This window comes from Caulobacter sp. Root1472, assembly GCF_001426985.1.
Lineage (GTDB): Bacteria > Pseudomonadota > Alphaproteobacteria > Caulobacterales > Caulobacteraceae > Caulobacter > Caulobacter rhizosphaerae.
In genome coordinates this window covers 21,144-37,033 of sequence record NZ_LMFX01000034.1, presented here as the reverse complement: position 1 = coordinate 37,033, position 15,890 = coordinate 21,144, and the positions used below count along the sequence as shown (strand labels likewise).

Sequence of the window (15,890 nt, the reverse complement as noted above, 5' to 3'; positions counted from 1 at the left end):
GAAGGACGAGGGCGCCGCCTCAACGTTAAATGCCTAGCCGTCCACGGCGCCTGGCGACGCGAATCTCGCACGCCGCTAAGCTGGACGCATGACCGGGCCCAGCATCGACATCGTCACCGCCGTGATCCGCGACGCGACCGGCCGCATGCTGGTGGTCCGCAAGCGTGGCACGGCGATCTTCATGAAGCCGGGCGGCAAGCGTGAACCCGGCGAGGACGACCTGACCGCCTTGGCGCGCGAACTGGACGAGGAGATCGGCTGCCGGCTGATCAGCGCGACCCTGCTGGGCGCCTTCGAGGCCCCGGCGGCCAACGAACCCGGCTTCACCGTGCGGGCGGCGACCTATCTGGCGACCGTCGAGGGGCGGATCGCGGCCCAGGCCGAGATCGAGGAACTGGCCTGGATCGACCCCGCCGCGCCGGGCGACATCGTGCTGGCCCCACTGATGCGGACGGTGCTGGCGGCGCTGGCCGCCTAGATCCGCTCGAACGCCTCGCGCAGGATCGTCGCCCGCCGCCCTTCCGGCCGGATCATCAGGAACTTGCCCGACCCGTTTCCGGGAAGCGACCATCGGCCCTCGACCTCGGTGGCGTCGTCGCTCAGCGCGCCCTCATAGCGGACCGAGTGGGTCCAGCCATTGCCCCCGTCATAGGTTTTGGCGAAGGTCACAGCCTGGCCGGCGCGCTTGCCCAGCAGGGTGGAGAAAGCCTCGCACCAGTCGCCCCATTCGTCCTGGACGGTTTCGTGGATCGAGCCGCTGAGCCAGGCGCCGCTCTCGATCAGGGTGGCCGTGAAGCCGACCGGCGCCCGGGCCCTGGGATAGTGATAGAGCCCCTGCCAGATGCCCGTCAGATTGCCGCTCGCCGCCATGATGATGATCCGCCCCGCCCCTCGCGCCGACATAGGCTTAGGTCCCGCTGCGCCCGTCAAGGTCGAGGCCTCGCGCGAAACCGGGAATGGGCTTAGGGTGTTTCTAGTGTTCGGCCGAAGGCCGCGTACAAACGGCCCGGTCTGAACCTCAACGACAAGCGGAGGTGACGCATGGACGCCGATTTCAACGACACCGGAAAACCCGAACTGCTGGCCCATGAGCAGACCTATCATGGCTTCAGCGTCCTGCTGCGATGGTGCATGCTGGGCCTGGCCACCGTCATCCCGACCCTGACCCTGTGGTTCGCGACCTCGGCCGGCTTCTGGGGCGGCCTGATCGCCGGGATCGTGGTGTTCGCGGTCGGCTACATGATCCTGGTGCGCCACGAGGAAAAGCAGCCGCTGAGCCTGTGGGTCGAGGGGCGCTAGGGCCCCGACCTGACGGCCCCGGTCCTGGCCTGATCGTCGGCGACAGCCGGGGACGCGCACTCACGGCGGTGCGTGGGCCGGTTCGCGGGCGCTGGCTGTGAGTGCGTGTCCCCAACGGATCCGCTGAGTCCGGGGCTGAAGTCCCATGGCGGCGTGGATGGCGTTGGGGACATGCACTCACCCTGAGGCCGTAGATTGATCCGCGACGCCCCGCCATGAGTGCACGTCCCCGACTTACGCTCGGCGTTCAGGCAACAAAACTTCGGGATTTCAATACTCTGAGCTTTCTCGACCTAACTTATCCCCCCCTTCCAGATCGCCCGTATCCTGTACCCACCTCGTCGCAGGGAAAGGGCGCATGGCCAGCGACCGATGCGGCGGCGGGGGGCGATCGAGCGGGAAGCTCTGTCGGCGGTCCTTTTGGACCAAACCTCGCGTCTCTGGAGNGGGAAAGGGCGCATGGCCAGCGACCGATGCGGCGGCGGGGGGCGATCGAGCGGGAAGCTCTGTCGGCGGTCCTTTTGGACCAAACCTCGCGTCTCTGGAGCCGGTCGGGCCTGGAACACAAAAACGACGTGGCGCGAGGGCCGGCGGAGCAACAGGCGGGCGGTGACGCGCTCGCGGTCCGGGACCGGGGTTCGTTGACCTGGCCCGCCCGTCGGAGGCTTCAAGGCGGCGAGGCCCCAACAGGGCTCAGCGCCGCGGGCTTCCGGATAACGACCGCGCGGAGCGATCGGGCTTCGTCGAAACGGTATACATTTTCAAACTCCGGACGGTGTCCGGCGCTCCGCGTCCCTTTCCATCAGCTCAGCGGCCAGCCGCGTGAGAGCGAGAGATCATGTCCGTCGCCGCTCCCCCACCAGCACGCAGGCCGCTCCCGCCCCGTAGCAAGCCAGGTCCTTGATGTCGAAGACCCCGCCCAGCACGACGCGCGCCAGCCGGTCATGAGCCAGGCCCAGCGCGTCCAGAAGATGGAACAGCTGCCCCAACTCCACCATCACCGCGATCGCCAGGGCCAGCATCACGGCTGGCATGACCTTCAGCGGCGCCACGGCGCGCAGGCCCAGATAGACCAGGACCACCGCCAGCACGTCGCCGACATAGGGGCGCACCACCGCGTCGCGCACGAACAGCGCGATCAACACCTCGATGGCGAATACGGCCAGCGCCGCCAGACCGTAGCCCCAGCGGAGGCGCGGCGTCAGGATTTCGGCGTCTCCAACCGCGCCACCAGGCTCGAGGTGTCCCACCGATGACCGCCCATCGCCTGAACCTCGCCGTAGAAGCCGTCGATCATCGCCGTGGCCTGCAGGGTGGCGCCGTTGACGGCGGCCTCGGCCAGGGCGATGCCCAGGTCCTTGCGCATCCAGTCCACCGCGAAGCCGAAGTCGAACCTGCCCTCCGACATGGTCTTCCAGCGGTTCTCCATCTGCCACGACTGGGCCGCGCCCTTGGAGATCGCCGCCAGCACGTCGTCAGTCGGCAGGCCGGCCCGCTTGGCGAAGTGCAGCGCCTCGGCCACGCCCTGGACGACGCCGGCGATGGCGATCTGGTTGCACATCTTGGTCAGCTGGCCCGCGCCCGACGGCCCCATCAGGCGGATGGCCTTGGCGTAGGCCGCCAGCACCGGCTCGACCCGGGCGTAGGCCGCCGCGTCGCCGCCGGCCATGATCGTCAGCTGGCCGCTCTCGGCCCCGGCCTGGCCGCCCGACACCGGGGCGTCGACGAACCAGCGGCCGACGGCGCGGGCCGCGGCGTCCATCTCGCGGGCCACGGTCGCCGAGGTCGTGGTGTGGTCGACGATCACCCCGCCCTCCTCCATGGCCGGCAGCGCCTGCGCCACGACGTCGCGCACGTCGTCGTCATTGCCGACGCACAGGCACACCAGCTGCGCGCCCGCCACCGCCTCGGCGATGGTCGGGCGGCTGGCGCCGCCATGCCGCTCGACCCAGCGCGCGGCCTTGTCGGGACTGCGGTTGAACACGGTCACTGCGTTGCCGGCGGCCTGCAGGTGGCCGGCCATCGGAAAGCCCATCACGCCCAGGCCGATAAACGCCGTCTTCATCCGCGAAACTCCTCATGGCAACGGCCGTCCATCGCCCTTCGCGGCCCCGATCGCAACGGCATTTTAACGTCCAGCCGTCAGGTTCAACCGAACAGGGTTAAGCAGGCTTAAGCGCAATGGCCGTCAGCGGCGAACAGCCGATCGTCATCAAGAAGGTCAAGAAGGTCGTCGGCGGTGGGCACCACGGCGGTGCCTGGAAGGTCGCCTATGCCGACTTCGTGACCGCGATGATGGCCTTCTTCCTGCTGATGTGGCTGCTGAACACCACCAGCCCCGAGCAGAAGCAGGGCATCGCCGACTATTTCGCCCCGGCCTCGATCTCGTCCAGCACCAGCGGCTCGGGCGGCATCCTGGGCGGCACCTCGCTGGGCGACGACGGCGCCAAGGCCGACGGCAAGATGTCGGTCATCCAGCAGATGGCCCCCGAGGCCCCCACCGAGACCGACAAGGACGGCCAGAGTTCGACCTCGGCCAGCCTGGACTCCGCCAGCGAGCAGGCCCTGCGCGACGCCCTGGCCAAGAAGGAGCAGGACAGCTTCGCCTCGGCCGCCCAGTCGCTACGCCAGTCGCTGCAGGACATGCCTGAACTGGCCGAGCTGTCCAAGCAGATCATGATCGACCAGACCCCCGAGGGTCTGCGCATCCAGCTGATCGACCAGGACGGTCGCTCGATGTTCAAGGAGAACTCGCGCGAGCCCAACGACCGCGCCCGCATCCTGCTGCGCGCCGTGGCCAAGGTGATCAACCAGCTGCCCAACCGCATCACTATTTCGGGCCACACCAGCGCCAGCGCGGCCGGCAAGCGTTCGGACAGCGACTGGTCGCTGTCGGCCGAGCGCGCCGACGCCTCGCGCCAGGTGCTGCGCGGCGCCGGGGTGGACGAGGACCGCATCTACCAGGTCTCGGGCAAGGCCAATTCCGAGCCGCTGTACGCGGACGACCCCACCCTGCCTGGCAACCGCCGCATCTCGATCGTGCTCCTGCGCGAAAAGCCGGTGCTTCCCGATGGTCTCTGAGGCGGCCTGCGGCGTGATGACGCTCAGCCGCGTCGCGACGCTTGCGCAACCGCCGCGGATGCCGCCTAATCCCTTATCGGCCCGACTTCGAGGGCCAGGCGACTAGAGGATCGGACGCTTTCCGTGACGCAGCATTTTCCGACGCGACAGCTGCGCTTTTTCCTCACGGCGCCCACGCCTTGCCCCTACCTGCCCGGCCGCGAGGAGCGCAAGGTCTTCGCCCACCTGCCGCTGTCCGACGGCCCCACCGTCAATGACAGCCTGACCCAGGTCGGCTTCCGCCGCTCGCAGAACATCGCCTATCGTCCCGCCTGCGAGACCTGCCGCGCCTGCCAGTCGGCCCGCGCCTCGGCCGCCGACTACGCCTTCTCGCGCTCGGAACGCAAGGTCCTGACCCGCAACACCGACCTGGAACGCCACCTGGTCGAGGCCGAGGCCACGCTGGAGCAGTTCGAGCTGCTGCGCCGCTACCTGCTGACCCGCCACGCCGACGGCGGCATGGCCGAGATGACCTGGCCCGACTACGTGGCCATGGTCGAGGACACGGCGGTCCGCACCCACCTGATCGAATACCGCCTGCGCTCGCAGGACCGCGGTCCGGGCGACCTGATCGCCTGCGTGCTGGTCGACGTGCTCGCCGACGGCCTGTCGCTGGTCTACAGCTTCTACGACCCCAGCCTGATCAAGCGCAGCCTGGGCTCGTTCATCATCCTGGACCACATCCTGCAGGCCCAGTTGAACGGCCTGCCCTATGTCTATCTGGGCTACTGGGTGCCCGGCAGCGAGAAGATGGCCTACAAGGCCCGTTTCTCGCCGCTGGAGATCCTCAAGCCCGGCGGCTGGGCGCTGATGTCGGCCCGCGAGCGCGGCGCCCGCCCGCCCAAGCCCGTGGGCTGCGGCGCCGACGCCGGCGTCGAGCTCAGCGACGCCGAGCCGGCCGAACTGGGCGGCTTCCCGTCGCCAGGTAAGCCCTAGCTACGCTTGGGGACAGGCGCATGCGCCCGTCCCCCGCCGCGACCTCACCGCGCGAAGCTGACCCCGCCGTCCACGGTGACGGCCGACCCCGTCACATAGTCCCCAGCCCGCGAGGCGAGGTAGATCGCCGCCCCGGCCATGTCCTCGGTCGTGCCGATCCGCCCGGCCGGAATGGCCTTGGATACCGTGTCGGCATGGTCGCGGGCCACCTTGTTCATGTCCGAGGCGAAGGCGCCCGGCGCGATGCAACTGACGGCGATGTTGTCGGCCGCCAGGCGCAGCGCCATGCGCTTGGTCATGTGCAGCAGGCCGGCCTTGGACGCGCCATAGGGATAGGTCTCGTCGGTGGTCACCGACTGGCCGTCGATCGAGGCGATGTTGATCACCTTGGCCACGTGCTCCTTGCCCGCCGCCCGCAGGTGGCCGATCAGCGCCTGGGTCAGGAAGAACGGCGTCTTCATGTTCAGGTCCACGACCTTGTCCCAGCCGCTCTCGGGGAACTCGTCGAACGCCGCCCCCCAGGCCGCGCCGGCGTTGTTGACCAGGATGTCCAGCTTGTCCTCGCGCTCGGCGATCCGCGCCACCAGGCCGTTGATGCCCTCCAGGGTCGAGACGTCGGCCGGCAGCGAGACGCACTCGCCGATCGCCGACAGCTCTTCGGCGGTCGCGTCGCAGGCGGCCGCCTTGCGGGCCGAGACATAGACCCGGCGCGCGCCATAGGTCAGGAACCCCTCGGCGATCATCTTGCCGATCCCGCGCGAACCGCCGGTGACCAGGGCGACGCGGCCCTTCAGGGAAAACAGGTTCTGCATCATGGCTGGGATCTTTCGGAATGGGGCCGGCGCCGAGCGCGCCCGGCCGTTGGATGATGTCGAAGAACGGGTCGATGACTCCGGCTCCCCAACGTGTCCGGGGACCGAGCTCGTTCCCGTCGTCACTTCGCCGGATCGACCAGGGCCTGATAGACCAGCGTCGCGGCGTTATCGTCGATATGGGCCAGGGCCGGATCGGCGTCCTTGCCCAGGATGTGGATCATGCCCAGCATGAAGAGGTCGTTCTTGGGGTCGATCCAGAACCAGGTGCCGGCCGCCCCACCCCAGCTGTAGGTCCCCTTGCCGCGCAGCGTGCCCGCCCGGGCGGGATCAGTGACCACTGCAAAGTCGAGCCCGAAGCCCATGCCCTTGGCCGGCGAGAACGCCGCGTCCGGGGCGGCCATCACGATGTCGGTCAGGTGGTTGGACGCCATCAGCTCGATCGTGCCAGGCGCGAGGATGCGGGCGCCATCCAGCTCGCCGCCGTTCAGCAGCATCTGGACGAAGCGGGCGTAATCCGCCGTGGTCGAGACCAGCCCGCCGCCGCCCGAGGCGATCGCCGGCGGCTTGCTGATGTCCAGCACCATGAAGCTGTCGGCTGGAACCAGCTTCCGCGCCTTGGGGTCGATCATGTAGAGCGCCGCCAGACGATCGCTCTTGGCGGCTGGAACCCAGAAGCCGGTGTCGGTCATCTTCAGCGGATCGAAAATGCGGCTCTTCATGAAGTCGGCCAGGCTCATGCCCGACAGCCGCTCGACGATCAGTCCCTGGATGTCGACCGAGACGCTGTAGCGCCATTCGGTCCCCGGCTGGCTGGCCAGGGGCAGCTTGGCCAGGGCCGTCAGGAATTCGGCCTGGGTCTTGGACCCCAGCAGCCCGCTGTCGCGATAGGCTTTCTCGACCGGCTGATCCGTGCGCAGGCCGTAGGCGAAGCCGCCGGTGTGGCTCATGATCTCACGCATGGTCGGCGGCCGCGCCGCTGGCTCGGTAATGAAGGTCCCGTCCGGGTTCTGCCCCTTGTAGACCCGCAGATTGGCCAGCTCGGGCACGAACTTGGTCACCGGATCGTCGAGGCGCCACCGGCCCTCTTCGAACAGGATCATCATGGCCACACCGGTCACCGGCTTGGTCTGGGAATAGATCCGGAAGATGGTGTCCTTGGTCATCGGCGCCCCGCCGATCGCCGTCTTGCCGAAGGTCTGGTAGCTGACGATCTTGCCATGACGAGCGACAAGGGTGATCGCGCCCGGCAGGTGGCCCTGGTCGATGAGCCCTTGCATGTAGCCGTCCAGGCGCTTGAGGCGTTCGGGCGAAAAGCCCGCGGCGTCGGGGGCGGCCACCGCCAAGGTCGGCGCCGGCCTGGGGGCGCTCCAGGCCGGATCGACCGCCAAGGCCACGACGGCGGTCGCCGCCACCGTCGCCATCGCTCTCCAGAAACGCATGCGCCCCTCACGAACACCTGTTTGAGGCACCTTAGACCGGTTTGACGACACGGCAATGGATCAGGTTGGTCGCCGCCCTTGCCCGCGCCCCATCCTTGCGGCTAAGGAGAACCCCCGCTCAGCGTAGCGGCGTCGGCCGGTTTAGCTCAGCTGGTAGAGCAGCGGTTTTGTAAACCGAAGGTCGCGGGTTCGAGTCCTGCAACCGGCACCACCTTCCATCAGGCGGCGATCGCCGTCCGTGCCGCGCCGGAATGAGCGCCGATGGCTTGCGATCGCAAGGCCCTGGCTAGGCGCCGAGCAGAGCCTCGTAGCGGGCGACGTTCTCGGCCAGCCACTGACGCAGACGCTCCAATTCGTTGATGTGGACGTGGGTCTCGTCCCGCACGCCGCCGTCTTCCGTCGGCGAACCCACTTGCAGCTTGCCGGTACGCAGGGCCTCCAGGCGCTGGTCGAGGGCCTCCTGCTCGGCCTTGTGTCGCTCAACGACGCGATTGATTTCGGCCTTGTCCATACCCAGTCTCCACTGCGACCGCCGGTTCAGTGCGGCGGTGTCGCTTGAAGTCCGAGTTTACGGCGCGCGCTGGGGCGCGTCGATCAAACTATGACCCGTAAGGAACATCCGGGCGCCCGCCCCGCCCCGCCCCGCCCGGATCCAGGCTCAGTTATGCACCCAGCGGCAGACCTTCTGCTTATGGCCGTGATGGCGCTCCCACTTGCAGACCTTGTGCTCATGACGGTGGTGCATGTCGCGCTCGCCGGCCGAGGCGGGCGCCGCAGCCGCCAGGCTCAAGGCGGCGAAGGCGAGCGTGGCGGTTCCAAGCAGCTTTGGGAAAGTCATGTGCGTCATGTCCTCCTGGAGGTGACGACCGGAAGTGGTCACGTGCACCGTCCCATCGCCATGTTGTCGCGGTGTTGCGATCTGTTTCGACGCCGTTGGCCTCACGGCTTCCCAGGCCACGAAACGGCCAAAAAAAAAGCCCGGCGCAAAGGCCGGGCAGTCATTAGGGAGGAAACGCCCAGGAAGGGCAGGAGCGCCAAGGGCGGCTCCACGGGTTGATAGCTAATGCGCCGGAGCCATCAATCAAGGGCAGGATCGTCGCCCGCCATGGTGAAGCTGTGGAGAACCTTCGTTTGTGCGGAAAGCGTGCAACAGCACGACTGGCGCCCAAACCCTGGGCGAAGACTTCTGTCCGGACAGCCAAGAACGCCAAGCGCGGGATCGTTCGGTCCATCGGCCGATTCGACACCGCCGAGCGCCGCGTGGACAGCCGGACCCAGGCCGGCTAAGCCTTCCACCGCTCGACGGCCAAGGTGAGGATCGATGAACGCACCCCTGACCAGCGTCTTCGCCGAGCGGGTGGCCGGCGCCCATCGCTTCGGCCTCGATCGCGTGCGCCGCGCCGTGCGCTTCGCCATCGCCCACCGCGACCGCAAGCTTCCGCGCCTGGCCCAGATCCGCAACCTCGACTATCCGGCCGCCAGCGGAAAACGCGCCGTGCGGCTCTATGTGCCTCTGCATGCCGAGGCCGTGGGTCCGGCGATCCTGTTCTTCCATGGCGGCGGCTTCGTGATCTCGGATATCGAGACCCATGACGCTCTCTGTCAGCGCCTGGCCCATGCAGCCGGCGTCCGCGTGGTGTCCGCGGCTTACGGCCTGGCGCCCGAGCACCCCTTTCCTTCGCAGATCGAGGACGCCCGCGCGGCCTTTTCCTGGTTGCAGGACCAAGCCGCCGAACTTGGCGTCGACGTCGATCGCCTGGCGACGGCCGGTGACAGCGCCGGGGCCTATCTCGCCGCGACGGTGGCTCACGAAGCCAATAGCCAGCGGCCCGGTGCGGTAAAGATCCAGGGCCTGTTCTACCCGCTGGTCCACCTGGATGACGAGATCTGGGCCCAGACCCTGCTGCGCGACGCCCGCCTGATCGGACGACTGGCCATCGCCTATATCAACGCCCAATTGGCGACCGCCCACGCGCCTTCCCTGCTGGACGCCGTCGGTCCAGCGACTCCGCCGACGTTTCTGGTCAGCGGAGCCCTGCTCGATCCCGTCCACCCGGACGCCGTGAGCTACGCAAAGGCTCTGGAGGCGGCGGGCGTACCGGTGGAACTGAAGGTTTATCCGGGACAAGCCCACGGCTTCGTCAACTTCACCCATGTGCTGCCCGCGGCGGTCGATGCCGTCACAGCGCTTGGCGAACGCCTGGGGAAGGCGCTACGAGACGGCGCATGACCGTTCTTTACATCGACGCTGACGCCTGCCCCGTGAAGGACGAGGTCTACAAGGTCGCCGCGCGCTACGGCCTGAAGACCTTCGTGGTCTCCAACAGCTGGATCCGCGTCCCTCAAACGCTCGCCATCGAGCAAATCGTGGTCGACGCCGGCCCCGATGTGGCGGACGACTGGATCGCCGAGCGGGCCGGTCCCGGCGACGTGGTGATCACCAACGACATCCCGTTGGCCGATCGGGTGCTGAAGGCGGGCGGTCAGGCCCTGGGCACGACAGGGCGCCTGTTCTCCGTCGACACCATCGGCTCGGCCCTGGCCTCGCGGATGATCGGCGAGCATCTGCGCTCGATGGGCGAGATCACGAGCGGCCCCAAGGCCTTCGGCGCCGCCGATCGTTCCAAGTTCCTGCAGGCGCTGGACACCGCGGTGGTCAAGGCCAAGCGCGTGGTCCGATGATCGAGATCACTTCCTGGCTGAGGATCGAGGATGACGAGATCGTCGAAAAGGCGACCCGCGCGTCAGGCCCCGGAGGTCAGCACGTCAACAAGACCAGTACGGCGATCGAGTTGCGCTTTGACGTGCGCAACTCCCCCACCTTGCCCGACGACGTCAAGACGCGGCTCGAGGCCCTCGCCGGCAGCCGCCTGACCCAGGACGGCGTAATCGTCCTGTTCGCCCAGGGCAGCCGCTCTCAGGAAATGAACCGGCAGGAAGCTCGCGACCGGCTCGTCGAGCTGATCCGCCGCGCGACCGAAAAGCCCAAACCTCGCCGACCGACCAAGCCGACCTACAGCAGCAAACTGAAAAGGTTGGAGACAAAGGGCAAGCGCTCGGGCGTCAAGGCGTTGCGTGGTCGGCCGAAGGGCGATGACTAGGCCTGGAGCAGCCTCTTAGCCCCGGGTCCAGATCGGCTCCGCCGAGCCGCGCCCGAACGACAGCACTTCGTGCTTCCACTCTGGCTCGGTGATCAATCCGCCGAGGATCTTCTGGAGATAGGTCGCGAGGTTGACCTGTTCCTCTTCAGTCAGTTCCGCGCAGACCTCCTGGTTGATCGGGTGGATGTCTTCCCGAACGCGGCCCAGAACGGCATGCCCTTCCGCGGTCAAGCGGACCACGACCTTGCGGCGATCCGACGCCTGGGTCCCGCGCTCGACCAGACCGTCGCGGATCAGGCCGTCGATCGAGCGGGTCAGGGTCGTGCGATCGGCGGCGGACAGCCGCGCCAGGCGAGTCATCGAGCACTCGCCAAACCGCGCCAACGACGCCAGCGCCACCCACTTGGCGAAGCTCAAGCCGTGTTGCGCAATGCAGTCTGCGGCAAGGGCGCGCCGGTGCTGCTCGGTCTGGTACATCAGATAGCTGACATAGGTCGGCAACGGCAAACCGCGGCCCTCCCCTTGCTTCTGCTCTGACATGGTTCCCCCCACGCCAAATGGCGCGCCTTCATGTCACACGCGGAAGCGGCACACAATCGCAGCTCCGCTTGCCCGCGAATGGAGGCGGGCATTTGCATGCATTTGGAACTCGACGCCGTTCCCCCTGGCGCGAACGACAGCGAACATCGTTCGACCGTGGCTAACGCTACGCTAACCATAGGGTTCCAGACGAAACGACCCCCGCGAACAGGTTCGCGGGGGTCGTCTATGTCCCTAGAAAGGACCCGGATGCCGTATCAGGCGGCGCAGCTGGCGATCGCGTCGGGGATCGTGGCGTTGCGCGCACGGGCCCGCGCCAACCAGTCGTCAGGATAGGTCTCGCGTACGACGATCGATTTGAATTGACCGACCGGGATGCGGGTGTGCTCGCCTGGATTGAGGTCGCGCGACACCGAGTGACCGGCGAACTCTTCGATGATGGTGATCACCTGGCTGCTGCCGGCGGTGTTCTCGATCAAGACCATGTTCATGGGGGATGTCCTGGTGCTTGGATTCGGCGCTGGGCGTCAGGCGGTGTGGCGTTCGATATGCGCGGCCGGCTGGCGAGCCCAGGCCTTCACCTCGGACGGCGAGGCCAGCTTGCGGAAGGCGCCGCGGGCGTGCTCGTCGCAGTACGAACCGCGGGCGGTCTTTTCGCGGCCGCAGAAACCGAAGTCGTGGGAGTCGGGATTGCCGATCGGCCAACGGCAGGAATGGATCTCCAGGCCCAGGATGTTCGCGGTCGGCGCCATCTCGGCGACCTCGACCAGGCGAAGCGCCGAGCGTTGGACAGGAGCGGTGTCGCGGATCGTGCGGGTCCGGGGTTGGGCCCGAACGGCGGTCCGCACCGCGCTGCGCTGACGGGTGGGGACCTCACGAACGGTGATGCCCAGACGGTGCACCTTGCCAATCACTGCGCTGCGGCTGACGCCGCCCAATTGGCGCGCCACCTGGCTGGCGCTCATACCCTCAAGCCACAGTTTGCGAAGCGTGGCGGTCCGCTCTTCGTTCCAGTCCATGATCTTGTTTTCCTACCCGGTCGCCGGAGCAGCCCCTCCGGCGCTCTCTGGGTACGTTTATGGTTAATTCTGGTCAATTTTTTATGTGCATACCCACGGTTTGTAATCGGGCATTTTGCTTTTACATTCTGTGAGATAACGCGCGTTGTCGCAGGGCGTTCGATGAAACGTGGCGAGACCTTGACCGGATAACGACGTTATATATTGGATGCGGAGCCCACAAATGGGCCAGAAAATGAATGCGGCGCCGCGCCGCACAGCTTGCGGCATAATGTCTGTCGGGAACGAGTAAATGCGTCAGGTTCATCTCGCCGCCGCCGCGGTCGTCTGTGCCATTTTGGCCGGTTGTTCAAAGCCGAGCCCGGGGACTTCCGACGGCGGATCAGCAAGTTCAGCGCCTGCGGCGGCGCCGACGGACGCCCAGAAGCAGGCGCTGCTGGCCGCCCTTCCCGCTCCCTACAACACCGGCGACCTGATGAACGGGCAGAGCAAGTTCGCCCTCTGCCGTTCGTGCCACACCATCACCGAAGGCGGTCCGAACATGACAGGCCCCAACCTGTACGGCGTGTTCGGACGGAAGGCCGGCAGCAAGCCCGACTACAAGTACTCGCCTGTCGTCGCGGCCGCCGGTTTCAATTGGGACGCCGAACATCTCGACAAGTGGCTGGACAACCCGCGCGGCTTCATGCCGGGCACCAAGATGACCTTCGCGGGCCTGCATGATCCCAAGGACCGCATCGATCTGATCGCCTATCTGAAGGTCGAAACCGGTTACAAGCCTCCCAAAGGCTGATAGGGCGCAACCCATGGAAGATGCGCGCGCGCCGCTGACCAAGGTCCACAGGGCCTGTGATCGATGGAGCGTCGTTAGGCTGGCGCTCCACGGAAAGGCCTGACGATGGCCGACGCTCGCGAGCTTGTCCTCCGACTGCATGAGGCGATCAGCCGCCGGGATGCGGAGACCGCCGCGGCTCTCTTCCATCCCCTCGCCCGGTTCCGGAACTATCTGGACGAGGGCCAGGTGGTTGGACCGGCCGGCGCGCAGGCTTTCTATCTCAGGCTGTTTGAGACCCTGGCCCCGAACATCGACCTCCTGTCGATCCAAACCCTGGCCGATGGGCGCGCACAAGCCGAGCTGCAGGTGTCGGTCCACGACCGCTCTGGCCGCCTTTGGTCGGACAGCCGGGTGACGGCGACTTACACGGTCCAGGACGGGCTGATCCAAAGCGTGGAGTTGGGCCCGGACCGTCCCTCCTAGACCAGCAGATCCGCGCAGGCGTCCAGAATGGCGTCGGCGTCCAGGCGGTACCGGGCGTAGAGGTCCGGCAAATCGCCCGACTGGCCGAAGGTCTCCAGTCCAAGCGCCCTCAGCCGCATGCCGCGCACGGAGCCCAGCCAGGACAGGGTCGAGGGGGCGCCGTCGATTACCGTCACCAGGCCCGCGTCGCGGGAGAGCGGCGCCAGCAGGGCTTCGATCTTCGAAGTGCGCGGGCCGCCGTTCGTCCAGCGCGAACGGCCGGCGGCGGTCCAGTCGCGATGCAGGACGTCCGCGGAAGTCACGGCAAGCAGGCCTGCGCCCGGCTCGTCCTCCAGCACCGCCTCGAACGCCGCGAGCGCTTCCGGAGCCAGGGCGCCGGCATAGGCGATGGCCAGCCGAGCGCCGGGGGCTGGCGGGCGCAGCCAATATGCTCCATCGACGACGCCATGACGCCAGGCGTCGTCGGCGCGTCCGGGTTGGGCGATCACCCGGGTCGACAGCCGCAGATAGGTGGAGGCTCCGTCCTTGGCCTGGATTCGGTCGAAGGCGTGGGCCATCAGCACCGCCGTCTCGTCCGCGAAGGCCGGCTCGTAGCTGTCCAGACCCGGCTGGCTCATGCCGATCAGCGGCGAGCCGATCGATTGGTGCGCGCCGCCTTCGGGCGCCAAGGTCAGGCCGCTGGGCGTGGCGACCAGCAGGAAGCGGGCGTCCTGATAGCAAGCGTAGTTGAGGGCATCCAGGCCGCGGGCGATGAACGGGTCGTAGAGCGTGCCAACCGGGAACAGCCGCTCGCCGAACAGCGGCGCTGTCAGGCCCAAGGCCGCCAGGGCGATGAACAGGTTATTCTCGGCGATGCCAAGCTCGACATGCTGGCCGGTCTCGGCCTTGGACCACACCTGAGCCGACGGAATGCGCCGACGCTTGAACACGTCCTCATGCGCCCGCCGCTGGAACACGCCCCGGCGGTTCACGAAGCCGCCGAGATTGGTCGAGACCGTGACGTCTGGCGAAGTGGTCACCACCCGGCCGGCGAACTCGTCGTCCCGGCGGGCGATCTCGAACATCACCTTGCCGAACGCGGCCTGGGTGGACTGTTCGCCGCCGCCCGAGACAGCCGCCAACAGAGCGTCGGACGACGGTGTCGGGATCGCCGGCGCGAGGTGCTCGCGCTCGATATTGGCCGCGAAGGGCGCCCTGGCCACCAGCCCCTTGAGGGCTGTGTGCTCCGCCGCCGAGAGGCCCGACAGCGGATCCCATTCCTCGCCCTCGATCACGCCCAACCGCGCGCGTAGTTCGGCGATTTGGGTCTCTGTCATCAGGCCGGCGTGGTTGTCCTTGTGCCCCTGGAACGGCAGGCGCAGGCCCTTGACTGTGTAGGCGATGAAGAAACGCGGCGCATCGTCCTGGCTCGCCCGATCGAAGGCCTCCAGGATGGTCTCCATGCAATGACCGCCCAACTCGGTCATCAGTTCGCCCAGGTCGATGTCCTTGTACGCCGCGACCAGCTTCAAGGCGTCGGCGTCCCCGGCCAGGTCAGCGTTCAGCCGTTCGCGCCAGGCCGCGCCGCCCTGATAGCTGAGCGCCGCATAGAGGTCGTTGGGCGCGGTTTCGATCCATTGCTGCAGCGCCGGACCGCCGGGCCTGGCGAAGGCCTCGCGCTGGCGCCTGGACCATTTCAGCGTCTCGACGGTCCAGCCCGCGGCCTCGAAGATTTCGCCATAGCGGGTGAACATACGGTCCTGGGTGGTCGCATCCAGGCTCTGGCGGTTGTAGTCGACGATCCACCAGGTGTTGCGGATGTCGTGCTTGCAGGCCTCGATCAGGGCCTCGTAGATGTTGCCCTCGTCCAGTTCGGCGTCGCCTAGTAGCGAGATCATCCGCCCCATCTTCTCGGGCTTCACGGCGCCGCGCGCGGCCAGATAGTCCTGGGCCAGGGAGGCGAACGCGGTCATAGCCACGCCCAGACCCACGGAGCCGGTCGAGAAATCGACGTCGTCGGTGTCCTTGGTGCGCGAGGGATAGGACTGGGCGCCGCCCAGGGCCCGGAAGGCCTTGAGCTTCTCCAGGCTCTGGCGGCCGAATAGGTGCTGCACGGCGTGGAACACCGGGCTGGCGTGCGGCTTGACCGCCACCCGGTCCTGCGGCCGAAGCGCCTTCATGTACAGCGCCGTCATCAGGGTGGTCATCGAGGCGCAGGACGCCTGGTGACCGCCGACCTTCAGTCCGTCACGGCTTTCACGCAGATGGTTGGCGTTGTGGATCGTCCACGAGGCCAGCCAGAGAATGCGTTCCTCGATGCGTCGCAGAAGCGCAAGCTCCTGCCGCTTCGCCGCCAATACGGCCTCGGCCATGCTTCCTCACCC

General features: G+C 67.4%; 20 protein-coding genes, 1 tRNA gene and 1 pseudogene. 10 read left to right on the top strand and 12 right to left on the bottom strand.

The features are described 5' to 3' along the window. Window positions 1-88 precede the first annotated feature (88 nt). The gene (locus ASD47_RS19175) at window positions 89-478 is read left to right on the top strand and encodes an NUDIX domain-containing protein (protein WP_082564697.1); all 390 of its coding nucleotides are present in this window, start codon (window positions 89-91) and stop codon (window positions 476-478) included. Here the strand turns inward: ASD47_RS19175 and ASD47_RS19170 are convergent. Continuing rightward, window positions 475-903, bottom strand: coding sequence for a hypothetical protein (locus tag ASD47_RS19170; RefSeq protein ID WP_056759961.1), 429 nt, complete (start codon window positions 901-903; stop codon window positions 475-477). The two genes, ASD47_RS19175 and ASD47_RS19170, sit on opposite strands and share 4 nt — an antisense overlap. A gap of 138 nt (window positions 904-1,041) precedes the next feature. Between ASD47_RS19170 and ASD47_RS19165 the strand changes: the two genes are divergently transcribed. After that, window positions 1,042-1,299, top strand: a complete 258-nt coding sequence (locus tag ASD47_RS19165) for an aa3-type cytochrome c oxidase subunit IV (RefSeq protein ID WP_056759958.1) — start codon at window positions 1,042-1,044, stop codon at window positions 1,297-1,299. Window positions 1,300-1,592: 293 nt separating this feature from the next. Here the strand turns inward: ASD47_RS19165 and ASD47_RS28305 are convergent. The 3 genes and pseudogenes from ASD47_RS28305 to ASD47_RS19155 all read right to left on the bottom strand — a co-directional run. Then, window positions 1,593-1,745: pseudogene (locus tag ASD47_RS28305) on the bottom strand (hypothetical protein); the annotation flags it as partial. Window positions 1,746-2,135: 390 nt separating this feature from the next. Next, a complete protein-coding gene (locus ASD47_RS19160) occupies window positions 2,136-2,549 on the bottom strand; it encodes a DUF2809 domain-containing protein (RefSeq protein ID WP_235525955.1) in 414 nt (137 codons plus the stop codon). Next, window positions 2,501-3,364: an NAD(P)-dependent oxidoreductase gene (locus tag ASD47_RS19155; protein WP_056759956.1), complete on the bottom strand. Its 864-nt coding sequence runs from the start codon at window positions 3,362-3,364 to the stop codon at window positions 2,501-2,503. The genes ASD47_RS19160 and ASD47_RS19155 overlap by 49 nt, the downstream gene beginning before the upstream one ends. A 116-nt stretch (window positions 3,365-3,480) precedes the next feature. On the opposite strand from ASD47_RS19155, the gene ASD47_RS19150 reads away from it, so the two are divergent. After that, a complete protein-coding gene (locus ASD47_RS19150) occupies window positions 3,481-4,380 on the top strand; it encodes a flagellar motor protein MotB (protein WP_035078292.1) in 900 nt (299 codons plus the stop codon). Between the two features lie 123 nt (window positions 4,381-4,503). Beyond that, entirely contained in the window at window positions 4,504-5,355 is an 852-nt protein-coding gene (locus tag ASD47_RS19145) for an arginyltransferase (protein ID WP_056759954.1), read from the top strand. Window positions 5,356-5,399: 44 nt separating this feature from the next. On the opposite strand, the gene ASD47_RS19140 is transcribed toward ASD47_RS19145, so the two are convergent. Both ASD47_RS19140 and ASD47_RS19135 read right to left on the bottom strand, forming a co-directional pair. Next, entirely contained in the window at window positions 5,400-6,167 is a 768-nt protein-coding gene (locus ASD47_RS19140) for an SDR family oxidoreductase (RefSeq protein ID WP_056760467.1), read from the bottom strand. 122 nt (window positions 6,168-6,289) lie between these two features. Next, window positions 6,290-7,609 carry a serine hydrolase gene (locus ASD47_RS19135; protein WP_056759950.1) on the bottom strand — a complete coding sequence of 440 codons (1,320 nt, stop codon included), beginning with the start codon at window positions 7,607-7,609 and terminating at the stop codon, window positions 6,290-6,292. A gap of 135 nt (window positions 7,610-7,744) precedes the next feature. Here ASD47_RS19135 and ASD47_RS19130 point away from each other — a divergent pair. Beyond that, window positions 7,745-7,820: transfer RNA gene (locus tag ASD47_RS19130), tRNA-Thr, on the top strand. A gap of 75 nt (window positions 7,821-7,895) precedes the next feature. Here the strand turns inward: ASD47_RS19130 and ASD47_RS19125 are convergent. Then, entirely contained in the window at window positions 7,896-8,120 is a 225-nt protein-coding gene (locus ASD47_RS19125) for a hypothetical protein (protein ID WP_056759949.1), read from the bottom strand. A 147-nt stretch (window positions 8,121-8,267) separates the two neighbouring features. Continuing rightward, window positions 8,268-8,447, bottom strand: coding sequence for a hypothetical protein (locus ASD47_RS19120; protein ID WP_156402324.1), 180 nt, complete (start codon window positions 8,445-8,447; stop codon window positions 8,268-8,270). 483 nt (window positions 8,448-8,930) lie between these two features. On the opposite strand from ASD47_RS19120, the gene ASD47_RS19115 reads away from it, so the two are divergent. From ASD47_RS19115 to arfB, 3 genes are read left to right on the top strand one after another with little or no spacing between them, the layout of a single operon-like run. Continuing rightward, the gene (locus tag ASD47_RS19115; protein ID WP_056759945.1) at window positions 8,931-9,839 is read left to right on the top strand and encodes an alpha/beta hydrolase; all 909 of its coding nucleotides are present in this window, start codon (window positions 8,931-8,933) and stop codon (window positions 9,837-9,839) included. Beyond that, the gene (locus ASD47_RS19110) at window positions 9,836-10,291 is read left to right on the top strand and encodes a YaiI/YqxD family protein (protein ID WP_056759942.1); all 456 of its coding nucleotides are present in this window, start codon (window positions 9,836-9,838) and stop codon (window positions 10,289-10,291) included. Before ASD47_RS19115 ends, ASD47_RS19110 begins: the two co-directional genes overlap by 4 nt. Next, window positions 10,288-10,710, top strand: a complete 423-nt coding sequence (gene arfB / locus ASD47_RS19105) for an alternative ribosome rescue aminoacyl-tRNA hydrolase ArfB (RefSeq protein WP_056759940.1) — start codon at window positions 10,288-10,290, stop codon at window positions 10,708-10,710. The genes ASD47_RS19110 and arfB overlap by 4 nt, the downstream gene beginning before the upstream one ends. 15 nt (window positions 10,711-10,725) lie before the next feature. Here the strand turns inward: arfB and ASD47_RS19100 are convergent, their stop codons facing one another. The 3 genes from ASD47_RS19100 to ASD47_RS19090 all read right to left on the bottom strand — a co-directional run bounded on the left by ASD47_RS19100 (window position 10,726) and on the right by ASD47_RS19090 (window position 12,269). Next, complete coding sequence (locus tag ASD47_RS19100; protein ID WP_056759938.1) at window positions 10,726-11,250, bottom strand: MarR family winged helix-turn-helix transcriptional regulator; 525 nt, start codon at window positions 11,248-11,250, stop codon at window positions 10,726-10,728. A gap of 257 nt (window positions 11,251-11,507) precedes the next feature. Then, window positions 11,508-11,741, bottom strand: coding sequence for a hypothetical protein (locus ASD47_RS19095; RefSeq protein WP_056759937.1), 234 nt, complete (start codon window positions 11,739-11,741; stop codon window positions 11,508-11,510). 36 nt (window positions 11,742-11,777) lie between these two features. Further along, a complete protein-coding gene (locus ASD47_RS19090; RefSeq protein WP_056759935.1) occupies window positions 11,778-12,269 on the bottom strand; it encodes a GcrA family cell cycle regulator in 492 nt (163 codons plus the stop codon). 292 nt (window positions 12,270-12,561) lie between these two features. Here ASD47_RS19090 and ASD47_RS19085 point away from each other — a divergent pair, with 292 nt between their 5' ends. Then, on the top strand, window positions 12,562-13,062 hold the full coding sequence (locus ASD47_RS19085) for a cytochrome c family protein (protein WP_056759933.1): 501 nt from the start codon (window positions 12,562-12,564) through the stop codon (window positions 13,060-13,062). Between the two features lie 105 nt (window positions 13,063-13,167). Then, window positions 13,168-13,527, top strand: coding sequence for a nuclear transport factor 2 family protein (locus tag ASD47_RS19080; protein ID WP_056759931.1), 360 nt, complete (start codon window positions 13,168-13,170; stop codon window positions 13,525-13,527). Here ASD47_RS19080 and ASD47_RS19075 read toward each other — a convergent pair. Then, entirely contained in the window at window positions 13,524-15,878 is a 2,355-nt protein-coding gene (locus ASD47_RS19075) for a transketolase (RefSeq protein WP_056759929.1), read from the bottom strand. The genes ASD47_RS19080 and ASD47_RS19075 overlap by 4 nt on opposite strands. Window positions 15,879-15,890 lie beyond the last annotated feature (12 nt).